The organism is Nostoc sp. (genome assembly GCF_036919615.1).
Lineage (GTDB): Bacteria > Cyanobacteriota > Cyanobacteriia > Cyanobacteriales > Nostocaceae > Nostoc.
Map to the genome: position 1 here is coordinate 27,992 of NZ_JBALCN010000043.1, position 11,813 is coordinate 39,804.

The following is an 11,813-nucleotide window of genomic DNA, read 5'->3' on the forward strand; positions in this document are numbered from 1 at the left end:
TAACCAAACATCCTCTTAGGCAGTGCTCTGGGAGGGTTTGTGCTTCATTTAAAAAATATAATTGATGGAGGATGCTTGATTATTATTAATAAAACCTATGAATAGCCTCTACCTTTTGGTAGATTTAACATTGACAGTAGATTGTTTTATACAATACGTAAATTATACGGATAATGCCTCAGGTAGTTTTAGTTAACCCGCAAATCCCTCCTAATACAGGTAATATTGCCCGTACTTGTGCAGCTACGGGTACGGAGTTGCATTTGGTAGGTCCTTTGGGATTTGAAATTAGCGATCGCTACCTCAAAAGAGCTGGCTTGGATTACTGGCCTTATGTCAAGCTACACTATCACGAATCGCTAGAAGCCTTTAAAACCCTACATCAGGGGCGTGGAGGCAGATGCTTGGGTTTTACTGTCGGTGGAAATTGTAATTATGTCAGCTTTCAGTTTCAACCTGATGATTGGCTACTGTTTGGTAGTGAAACCACGGGCTTACCACCAGCAATTCTGTCAGACTGCGATGCTACCCTGTATATTCCCATGAGCCAACCGGGGGTTCGCAGCTTGAATCTCTCAGTGAGTGTGGCAATTAGCTTATTTGAAACCCGTCGTCAGTTAGGCTATTTACAATAGTTGTTTACCTTTACAATCATAAGTAAATATACTTATGATGTGTCCAGAAATCTATTAGACGAGTTATTTGTGGCTGCAAAAATTTTCTTAGTTACCGCAATAATATGTAAAACAATATACTAAAAATTGGGTTTATCTGCAAATTGTAGTGGAAGATACTTACAAGCAAGGGAAGGTTATTATAAGAAATTTGTATATAAAACTTCGGATATTACCAAATTGAAATGATAGATTTTGATGAATTTGAAACATCTTAAATTAGGGAGCATAAGCGCTAAAACCCAGTTGTGTTTTACATTTGAGCTATTTTGGCTCGAAGAACGCCAGAAAGCAGCCCAAAAGTAGCCGATAATTCATACGGTTGTTTTTTAGGGAATAATCAACGTAAAGTCTCGTGTTGAGAAGACGGATTGGGTAGAAATATCTTGAAGATATCTACAGCAGGGGGCATCACTTTTCCAGAAGTCGCAGCAATTTAATTCTCAGCAGCGACTATGGACTAGGCAAATGGTTTGTCCAGTCCCCGCGATTGACGCAAGACAAGCGCGGACAATGGTAAAGGGTAAAACGTCCTAAGTGGTGTTAGGAGTGGTTCGGACAAGTAAACACAGCAAATTTTAAGTTTTGCTAACACGTGTGAACTTGTTTAAATCAGAGAAGCAGGTTAATCTTGCGTAAGCATCTCTGGTGAATGTGATCTTGATCTATCGTTCGTTGTGATCTAAATCATTGACTAGTATCCAACTGAAAAATCGAGGTCAGTTAAGCGCTAGTGATCATAGGAGGTCGTCTTTGAAACGAGCATTGAAAAAGAGAGTAAAAGCTGTGTTGAACAATAACCCCAGCAGCGATGATGCCCCGGTAGAACTGCTAAATGTGATAAATCCAAAAGTTAACCGCCGGGTACGGACAAAAGCTGCCATGATTGGCTTGGCAATCTCTATGGGAGCAACCAGCCTTTTGGTGACTCGGCAAAGCGATCAAGCCCAAGCAGCGGTACCTGTAGGCAGCCAAAAGGCTTTTTCTTCGATTCCTGCTGTTCCTGACACTAAGGTGAAATTCGCCTCCACAAAGCTGGAATCCCAAGCAATCTCATCAGCGAGCGTGCCGGAAAATCCTGTGATCGTGGAACCAACGGCAGTATCACAAGTGCCTGGGCTTGAAGCTAAATGGCAAGTTGCGGCAAGTGGAATGTCTTTGCAAGTTCCTGGATCAGAAACGTTTTCCCAAGCAACAGCAGTTTATAAAAATTCTACCTACCTGAAGCCCCAAGTGGCACAGGGATTGAACCATACCTTAGCCGAAACTAGTTTCCCAACAGTCAATAATCTGTCTGACTCTAGTGCTGATAATGTTGGTATTACAAATGCATCACTAGTTGCCCAGCCACAAACAGTGGCAACATCTGGCGTAGCTAACAGTGAAATAAATGCACAACTTAAGGCGCAACAAGAGTTCGCACTGAATCGCTTACAAGAAAAATCGAACCGTTTAAGAAAAAGTCTGGCGCAGTTGCGGTCTGGGGAGACCAAAAATTTATCACAAGCTGATATGGGGTTGGTGCAGCCGACGACTGTAGTTGAGAAAACTGTATTAGCCCAGTCGAACATTTCTGGCGATGCAAGCAAAGCAAACCTGATAGCAAGGTTAAAACAGAAGACACAGACGACTGCACTTCTACCAGCTAAACCAACAGTTATTGCGTCCTCGCCTCGAACAGCCTACGAAGTTAAGCCTGGAGATACACTAGCAGCGATCGCTAGCAGATACAATACTTCAGTATCACAACTAGTTAAGGCAAATAACCTCAATAATCCAAATGAACTGCAAATTAGTCAAAAACTGATTATTCCTGCTGTTCAACTTGAGGCAACCGTAGCGACTAAGCCCATTTTTGTAGAGTCCAGCAAAACTCCTCATGTTGCCACCTCCTCTGTGAACATTGGTAGTGCCAACTCATATCTACCTACTTCACAATCACCAACTATTGCTGATAACAGTAGCGTTGCCGTCCCTACACCGGTAACTGTTCAGATTCAGGCAAATAGTGCGACCGCCTTAGAAACAACCCCCCCCACGGCTAGTTCTTATGGCGTCGGTGGTGAAAGTCCAGTGCCAACAGCTTTTGCCGAAATGCAACAGCCGAAAACACCAGCAAATAGGATTGCAAGGGTAAACAATAACAATAACGACCGTTTGCGGGGCTTACAAACTGAAATCCAGAGGTTACAGCAGAAATATCGCGCTCAACAGTCTGGTAACTTAGTTGTGCCAGCAGCAGCTACCGAAACTAATAATGCTGCGATGCTCACTCCTATTTCTACCCCTAATAATTTCACTGTACCCAACCCCGCGTCTCGACCCAATAGTGTAGCGATACAGATTCCAGTTCCTACACCTATTAGAGCTAGCTATAGCATTCAGCCAATTAAGCCCCAATTCACTGCTACTATGCCGGCTAACGAGCCAGTAAATCCAGATTTCTTGCCCAATCTAGGCTCTGCTAGTCAGTGGACTCCCTCTGGCAATCCATCTGGCACAAGGGTTAAAACGCCTGCTGGCAGAGTAAATGCCTCTGACTCCTTAGGAAAGATGCGGGGAACTACAGTTTCTCCACAGATGCGGATACCACCTTTGGCAGCAGTAGACCAATATCTGCCCAGAGCAATTGATGAAACTATACCCCCTCCATCTAGCTCATCCATAGCTTACACATGGCCGGCGAAGGGTACTCTCACCTCTGGCTTTGGCTGGCGCTGGGGTAGAATGCACAAAGGAATTGACGTTGCTAACTCCACTGGTACGCCAGTTGTCGCCTCAGCTGAGGGTACGATAGAAAAAGCTGGCTGGAATAATGGTGGTTATGGCAACCTCGTCGATATTCGTCATCCCGATGGCAGCATGACTCGCTATGGTCATAACAGCAAGATTCTAGTGCAACCTGGTCAGTTAGTGCATCAAGGAGAAACAATTGCTTTAATGGGTAGCACAGGTCACAGCACTGGACCACACAGCCACTTTGAAATCCATCCATCAGGTAAGGGTGCTGTTAACCCAATAGCCTTCCTACCAAACCGCCTGTAATTCTTGAATGTCTGTAACTAAATTATTGCCTTGTTAGTTGAGGGAGTTTAGCTCCCTCTTTTGCTTTCTATAACCTCAACAGGGATGAAACTTCTAACAAAATTGCCAAAGGGGCTAGTCTTGAGCAAGTTTGTATGCTATATTAGTTAATGATTTAAATAAATCTGGCTCAGTAGCTCAGTTGGTTAGAGCACGGGACTCATAAGCCTGGGGTCGTTGGTTCAACTCCGACCTGAGCCACTTTAAATAATATAATGTCCGGTTGAATAAAGCTGAGGAGATGGCGCAGCACGGTTCTTAAGTAATTGTACTTCAACCACCTCACTGAGTTTAAATATAGAAGCAGGGCGACGCCGAATAGCCCGTCGTAGACATCGCTCTGGCTAAGAATATCTTAAACTTCCGGATACGACTCCCAAGGCTCTTTAACTGGGCTGCTAATTGTTCTGCACGCTCTTGAGCAGCGTTTTCAATTTCTAATAGCCTGATTAAAAAATTGCACACGGCGTTACTCCTGAGCAAGCGATTGCACTTCTTCCACTGACAATGCCAAAGCTTGTGCAATCTGTTCGATGCTCAAATTCATTTGTAATAATCGGGGTATGGCATCTCTTCTGGCTTGTTCTGCAAGTTCCGCCCGTTGTCGTTCTTGCTCGGCATTTCGGGAGATTTCTGTATAAGTTAAAAACCGTTCTCCGTCAGGGCGATATAGCTGCAAACCCTCTGACGATCGATCAAAGCGAATTTTTAACCGAGGACTCACCCAATCTTCCATTAGGGGGATGACATCTAAACCGTCTTCACTACGCAACCATCCACGCAAATTATTTTGATCGGGATCGTAAATGTAGTACTCTTCTACCCCATAGCGATCGTAGAAAAGTAATTTCTTGTCCATTTCAGTTTGTGTGTTGCTGGGAGAAAGAATTTCAAACACTACTTGTGGTGCAACTCCCTCCTCTTTCCATTGTTGGTAGCAAAGGCGATCGCCTTTTGGTCTACCTAATACCACCAGCACATCTGGGGCGTTAACAATTTTGTTTCGTCCCTCTACCGGATACCAAAATAAATCCCCGGCGACAAATACATTTGGATCGTCAGCAAATAGCCACTCTATATTCTGCTTAATTTCTACAATCCAGCCAAACTGTATGGTATTATTAGCCACTGGTTGTCCGTCACTATCTGGGTAGATGACCTCTGGCTGGGTAGGCGGTTGGATTTGCGATACCATAGCTTCGCCCTCAGAAGGATATTTTATCGGGATGCTTCCAAATTAGCAGACTCTTAAGGATGTCTGCGGCATGAATCTGGAGGAATAACTATCTATAACAGTACGATTGTTCTACTACAAACCAATTAAAGATAGTATTATTAAGGACTGTTTCATAGGAAACTCCCTCTTCGCCGCCCAATATGTCAGACCAACAGCTAGCAGCGTCCTTGAATGGACATCTTCCCTACCCCAGCCACAACAGCCAGAATACCATTCGGATTCGGGGTGCTAGGCAGCATAATCTGAAAAATATTGACTTGGAATTGCCACGCGATCGCCTGATTGTATTTACTGGCGTTTCTGGTTCTGGTAAGTCTTCCCTGGCCTTTGATACCATTTTCGCTGAAGGGCAACGTCGCTACGTGGAATCCCTCAGCGCCTACGCGCGGCAATTTTTAGGACAACTGGATAAGCCGGATGTGGAAGCGATTGAAGGCTTAAGTCCAGCAATTTCCATTGACCAAAAGTCAACCTCTCATAACCCCCGTTCCACCGTGGGTACGGTGACAGAGATTTACGACTATTTGCGGCTGTTGTTTGGTCGGGCTGGTGAACCCCATTGTCCGATATGCGATCGCTGTATTGCACCCCAGACAATCGATGAGATGTGCGATCGCATCATGGAATTACCAGATCGCACCCGCTTCCAAATTCTTGCACCCGTTGTCCGGGGAAAAAAAGGCACACACCGTAAGCTTTTGTCAAGTCTGGCATCTCAAGGTTTTGTCCGCGTGCGGATCAATAGTGAGGTACGCGAACTGTCAGATTCCATTGAATTGGATAAAAATTTTACCCATACCATCGAAGTGGTAATTGACCGCCTGGTGAAAAAGGCTGATATCCAAGAGCGTTTGGTTGATTCCCTGTCTACCTGTCTCAAGCAATCAGGTGGTATTGCGACCATTCTTGTGAGTTTACTTGGTGACGACGGACAAGAAAAAGAAGAAGAATTAGTCTTTTCGGAAAACTTTGCTTGTCCAGAACATGGCGCGGTGATGGAGGAACTATCGCCGCGATTGTTCTCGTTTAACTCGCCTTATGGTGCTTGTCCCCACTGTCATGGACTCGGGACTTTAAGAAGATTTGCGCCAGACTTGATAATACCCGACTGGGAAGCGCCAGTTTATGCTGCGATCGCGCCTTGGTCAGAAAAAGATAATTCTTATTATCTGGAATTACTCTATAGTGTGGGACAGATTTACGGGTTTGAGTTACAGACAAATTGGAGCAAGCTGACAGAAGAACAGCAGCAGATTATTTTGTATGGAGATAAAGATGAACGAGCCGCAGAGGCACAGAGGAAACAGAGTTTTAAAGGTGCTATTCCAATTTTGCAACGGCAATATGAGGGTGGTTCGGAATTAGTTAAGCAAAAATTAGAGCAGTATTTAATTGATCAACCGTGTGAAGTTTGTCAGGGAAAACGATTAAAACCAGAAGCATTAGCGGTAAAGTTGGGACAATATGGAATTTTAGAATTAACTGGAGTATCAATTCGGGATTGTCGAGAAAGAATTGAGCAATTCAAGTTGAGCGATCGCCAGTTGCAAATTGCTGATTTAGTCCTCCGAGAAATCAAAGCTAGATTGCAATTTTTGTTAGATGTAGGCTTAGATTATCTCACCCTTGATCGTCCCGCCATGACCCTTTCTGGTGGCGAAGCCCAACGAATTCGTCTAGCAACGCAAATTGGTTCTGGTTTAACAGGAGTTCTCTACGTTTTAGATGAACCGAGTATTGGTTTGCATCAACGAGATAATGGCAGGTTGCTCAAAACTTTAACGAAATTGCGTGATTTGGGTAATACATTAATTGTTGTTGAACATGATGAAGAAACAATTCGTGCGGCTAACTACATAGTTGATATTGGCCCTGGTGCAGGAATTCACGGTGGAAATATTGTCGCCCAAGGTGATTTTCAGGCGTTATTAGCAGCAGAAGATTCCTTGACAGGTGCTTATTTATCGGGAAGGCGAGTAATTACCACACCAGCAGAACGCCGAGAAGGAAATGGGCGCAGTTTGGGAATTAAAAATGCCCATCGCAACAATTTAAGAAATATAGATGTAGAAATTCCATTAGGTAAACTTGTCTCTATTACAGGTGTGTCTGGTTCTGGCAAATCTACCCTGATTAACGAGTTACTGTACCCATCTCTGCAACACCATTTAACTAAGAAAGTTCCCTTACCGAGACATTTGGATAAAATTCAGGGATTAAATGCGATTGATAAAGCGATCGTTATCGATCAATCCCCTATTGGACGCACACCACGTTCTAACCCTGCAACTTACACAGGAATTTTCGATGCCATTCGGGATGTATTTTCACAAACAGTAGAAGCCAAAGCTAGGGGCTACAAACCTGGACAATTTTCTTTTAACGTTAAAGGTGGACGTTGCGAAGCTTGTAGCGGACAGGGTGTGAATGTTATTGAAATGAACTTTCTCCCAGATGTTTACGTGCAATGCGAAATTTGTAAAGGTGCAAGATACAACCGCGAAACTTTGCAGGTTAAGTACAAAGATAAGTCTATTTCTGATGTGTTGAGAATGACAGTTGAGGAAAGTTTAGACTTTTTTCAAAATATTCCCAAAGCGATCGCCCGCTTGCAAACTTTATTTGATGTCGGGTTGGGTTATGTCCAACTAGGACAACCTGCGACTACCTTATCTGGTGGTGAAGCGCAACGGGTAAAATTGGCAACAGAACTATCTCGACGCGCCACAGGGAAGACACTTTATTTAATAGATGAACCGACAACAGGGTTATCTTTTTACGATGTCCACAAATTGTTAGATGTATTGCAAAGGTTGGTAGATAAAGGTAATTCAATATTAGTAATTGAACACAACTTAGATGTAATTCGTTGTTCTGATTGGGTGATAGATTTGGGGCCAGAAGGTGGCGACAAAGGGGGAGAATTGATTGCTGTGGGGACACCGGAGGAAGTTGCAAAAAATCCCAGGTCTTATACTGGGCAATATTTGCAGCAGGTTTTGAAGCAGTATCTGGCGGTGAAAAAATAGTACGGTGCTTTAGTGAAACCTAACACACCTGATACAATAATTTTAAAATGGTGTCTTTGGCTTCACTTTAACGCACCTTATAATTGAATCTAATTCTTTTCTAGAAATCTCAAAATGTATATTAATAAATCTCTACGTAATAATCTTGAAGAATGGAGAAACAGAGTTGCTAATGCACATTACAATCAACTACATAGACAACTAGATTATTTTTTAGGAAAATTAGAAAATACATCAATTATCAACTCTATATTATTAGAGTTACAAATACTAACTGATACTTTTGGAATTAATCCTAGAGAAAAATGTAGAGATGCACTAAGAGGTGGGATGCTTTTTCATATATTTGAAAATAAAAAGTTTCTAAGTGAAACTGAGCGTGTTATATATCACTATAATTTATTAAAAATCTTACAAGAAGATGATACACCTTTATATTTAAATTCCTCTGTGATTGATGGCACTATGCAGCCATCAGAAAGACCAAGATTGTTTGTATCTCAATATATTGATCCATTAGTATATTACATCCAAGATAAACTTGATGAGAGTAGTACAGTTTTATATTTGTTAGAAAAATACAAGCAACGATGTGAATGGTTTTTTAAAGAGGAACTTCGCAAACTTTATGAGGATAATCAAGGTAATTCAGATAAACAAGGTAAACAAGAGAAAGTTTTAGATAAAAATTTAAGAAAGTTTCTATTTGATCAAGGTATTGATTATCCATTATCACAACCTCCATCGCCATCGGGTGAAGCAGATATAGTAAGTCTTTTAAATACCAAAGATCCATTGATACTAGAAGTCAAAATTTTTGATAGAAATAATAATAATTATGGTAAGAATAGAATAATAGATGGCTTCAGACAAATAGTTAAATATGCAAATGATTACAATAAATCGATAGGCTATTTATTCTTATTCAATTTTGATAGTGCTGAAATAGATATAGTTACAAATTATGGAAACTCTAATTTTCCAGTCAGAATACTTTTTAATGGAAAAACATATTTTATTATTACTGTTAATATATATCAATTTAATACTAAAAGTGCTAGTAAAATTAAAGGTAAATTACAAAAATTCACTATTTTTGAAGAAGAACTTACAGTAGAAGCAATATCATAGCTTGAGTAGATGAAACTGCACTTAGTATAAAGAAGTAGTTATTGTGTTTTATTATGTAAACTTTCTTTATTTTATCACTCTAGAAATAGAATAATTGAGGTTAAAAGATAAAAGTTAGGTTTTGATAAGGTAATTAGCATTCGTAAACTTATAAAAGCCTGAAAAATCAGCTTATAAAATAAACAAACTTGCATCAATGTGAAAAAACTTTCCCAAAACCTCAGCTTGTTCTTTCGTCATTTCTAACTCGCCATTAATGACTTTAGCAACAATCTCGCTTGAACCAAGAATTTCTACCAAATCAGCTTGTTCCAAACTCCTAGCTTCCATCAAATGCTTGAGTCTTGAGCGAGGTGTTGAAACATTAAGCTGATAGTGCTTATCTTCAAAATCCTCAATCAGTTTTACCAATAATTCCAACAAAGCATCTTCTTCAGGAGTCAGATGAGAACGAGATAGCAGTTCTTCAACAGTTTCTAAAAACTTCTCGTTTTCCTCTTCTGTCTTGATAATCCGAGGTTGATGTTGAGACAGCAATTGGCTGTAAATGTCTGAGTTAAAAGTAAGGGTCATTTTTCCAGGAGTCTTTGTCATATTCAGCATGAGTTAAGACATATTTTATATAAATGACTTGCTTTTCATAGTTAATACTAGCAATTAAGCGGTATTTATTACCTTTGATGTTAAAAACTATAAACTCGCCTACTGCTTCGGCTTTCGGATAAATAGTTTGAACTTCTAGCAAATTACCCCAGTCTGCTTTACTAGCAGTTATGTACCAGTCATCAAGTGTTTCATAGCAATCAGCGTGTTTTTGGCAGAATTGTCATAGCTTTTTGCGACTGATGACGTGCATTAATTTCTTATTTCGGCGTTTATCAGCTTGCTCTGGATAGATTTTTAGCTCACTATGTATTTAAATTAGCTCTCTCCTCCTTTTTGCCAAAACTGCTTTAAAATTTCCCCTGGCTTTCTATCCCAGGTGTCGATATGCTCGTATATCAAATTATTTTGGTTGAGTTTATACGTTGAATAGCCATTAAAAAGCAAACCAGCTTTCCAGGGAACGCGTAACACTCCCCGCACTGTCCAATTTGCTAAAATTGTGTCTTCTGCTGACTGATAAACTTCATGCACATCAAAGTAAATTTGGGTAAAAAATAGCCGAGCGTGAAATCGCAAAGTCCAAAATATAATGCGATAGTTAAATTTGTATTTGAATGTATTTACCGGGTCTTTAAAATAGATATCCTGTGTATAGATGTCATAGGAGATATCTTTTTGAAAAAGTGTTGGTAAATCCTGTTTTAGAGTCTTAATTACCCGTTCCACTGGCAATTTAAATTCCATGCGCCTTTTCCCTTAAAAAAACTTTTTTAACAACCTCTCCACCCCTTGCCAAATTGAAGATGATCTGCTGTCGTCTACACTACTCCTACTCAAATCTAACAGAGTGGGAAATGATGCAGACTTAGCATAAGGCCCATTTCGCAAAACTTTAGCGAGAGTATTATTCTCGCGCAAACCTTCGTAAAAAAAGAATACCTCTCCTTGAATGCCAAGTTGACGATTGTATTCAATTGCCTGCACTAGATATTCTGGACTAATACAATAACTGCCAAGCTTTATTAATATTCCCGGCGCTAACTTCGGCAACGTTGCATCTGTCAACTGCTGGTTTACTAGTTTATCAGCGATCGCACGGTAACTCCTAAAGTCACGGCGATAAATCTGCGGCTGAATCATATCAACTATTCCCCGCTTCAGCCATGTGGGTGAATCTTGCAAATATTCCTGGAATGCCCAATCATAAATATTAGGTGCGATCGCTACTAGCAAGTTAGGATTAACTGCTTTCACCTCCCGGTAGAGACGCGCCAAGAACTCAGTGAGAATATCTGCACGCCACTGTAACCATTGTCTGTCTTTGGGGTTCTGTGGCGGATTACGATCAAATTCCTGGCGATAGCGGGTGACAGTTCCCTGATCATAACCACCTTCACAGGGTAATGCTGGGAAGCGATCGTCACCTTGGACACCATCCACACCATAATTGTTCACAACTTCCAGCACCAAATTTAACAAGAATTCCTGCACCTGAGGGTCGAGTGCATTCAACCACTCAAAGCCGTTTTTCTTCAGTAAGTTGCCGTTACAATCATGGGCAGCCCATTCCGGTTTTTTCTGTAAAAGTACACCACCATTCAAATTGTAGGAACTGGCAAAACCATATTCAAACCAAGGAATGACTTTCAACCCAACTCGCCGCGCCTCAACTACCACTTCTTCTAAAGGGTCGCGACTTACACATAGAGGGTCAATTTCGACTCCAAAGGTCTGCCGCATTGTTTGACTGGGATACAGAGTTACTGCCTTGTTCCAAACAACGGGGAACACCACATTAAATCCTGTCTCAGCAAGCAAATCCATCGCCTCGGCAATGCGTTGCTTTGACCTGAGAACTTTACTATCAGTAGTGGTCAGCCAGATACCACGCGTTTCTATTGTGCCCATTTTATTTGTGTCTCAAATAATTATATTAGACCTCTTGGCTTGACTGAAGCTGACTTTTCACGGGATGTGGAAAAGGGGATTGGTTCGCGATAGCTCATCGCGAACCAATCCTTTGGACTTAAGATGATTTGCGTCCTTTAATAT

Annotated in this window: 8 protein-coding genes, 1 tRNA gene and 1 pseudogene; 5 read left to right on the forward strand and 5 right to left on the reverse strand. The window is 41.2% G+C overall.

Going from position 1 to position 11,813, the window contains the following annotated elements:
* The first annotated feature begins 173 nt into the window (after positions 1-173).
* From V7K48_RS14080 to V7K48_RS14090, 3 genes are all read left to right on the forward strand, one after another.
* A complete protein-coding gene (locus tag V7K48_RS14080) occupies positions 174-635 on the forward strand; it encodes a tRNA (cytidine(34)-2'-O)-methyltransferase (RefSeq protein ID WP_335073380.1) in 462 nt (153 codons plus the stop codon).
* Positions 636-1,427: 792 nt separating this feature from the next.
* Entirely contained in the window at positions 1,428-3,719 is a 2,292-nt protein-coding gene (locus V7K48_RS14085) for a peptidoglycan DD-metalloendopeptidase family protein (protein WP_335073381.1), read from the forward strand.
* A gap of 166 nt (positions 3,720-3,885) precedes the next feature.
* Positions 3,886-3,959, forward strand: a tRNA-Met gene (locus V7K48_RS14090).
* Positions 3,960-4,227: 268 nt separating this feature from the next.
* Here V7K48_RS14090 and V7K48_RS14095 read toward each other — a convergent pair.
* Positions 4,228-4,953, reverse strand: coding sequence for a Uma2 family endonuclease (locus tag V7K48_RS14095; protein WP_335073383.1), 726 nt, complete (start codon positions 4,951-4,953; stop codon positions 4,228-4,230).
* Positions 4,954-5,135: 182 nt separating this feature from the next.
* Between V7K48_RS14095 and uvrA the strand changes: the two genes are divergently transcribed.
* The gene (gene uvrA / locus V7K48_RS14100) at positions 5,136-8,024 is read left to right on the forward strand and encodes an excinuclease ABC subunit UvrA (RefSeq protein WP_335073385.1); all 2,889 of its coding nucleotides are present in this window, start codon (positions 5,136-5,138) and stop codon (positions 8,022-8,024) included.
* Between the two features lie 114 nt (positions 8,025-8,138).
* Positions 8,139-9,155 (forward strand): hypothetical protein, encoded by a 1,017-nt coding sequence (locus tag V7K48_RS14105; RefSeq protein WP_335073387.1) that lies wholly within the window; start codon positions 8,139-8,141, stop codon positions 9,153-9,155.
* Positions 9,156-9,326: 171 nt separating this feature from the next.
* Here V7K48_RS14105 and V7K48_RS14110 read toward each other — a convergent pair whose 3' ends face one another.
* The 4 genes and pseudogenes from V7K48_RS14110 to V7K48_RS14125 form a co-directional block, all read right to left on the reverse strand.
* Entirely contained in the window at positions 9,327-9,728 is a 402-nt protein-coding gene (locus tag V7K48_RS14110; RefSeq protein ID WP_335073389.1) for a helix-turn-helix domain-containing protein, read from the reverse strand.
* Positions 9,712-10,011, reverse strand: a pseudogene (locus V7K48_RS14115) (type II toxin-antitoxin system HigB family toxin). Before V7K48_RS14115 ends, V7K48_RS14110 begins: the two are co-directional and overlap by 17 nt.
* Before the next feature lie 65 nt (positions 10,012-10,076).
* A complete protein-coding gene (locus V7K48_RS14120) occupies positions 10,077-10,505 on the reverse strand; it encodes a DUF2358 domain-containing protein (RefSeq protein WP_335073391.1) in 429 nt (142 codons plus the stop codon).
* Positions 10,506-10,517: 12 nt separating this feature from the next.
* Positions 10,518-11,669 carry a glycoside hydrolase family 10 protein gene (locus V7K48_RS14125; protein ID WP_335073393.1) on the reverse strand — a complete coding sequence of 384 codons (1,152 nt, stop codon included), beginning with the start codon at positions 11,667-11,669 and terminating at the stop codon, positions 10,518-10,520.
* Positions 11,670-11,813 lie beyond the last annotated feature (144 nt).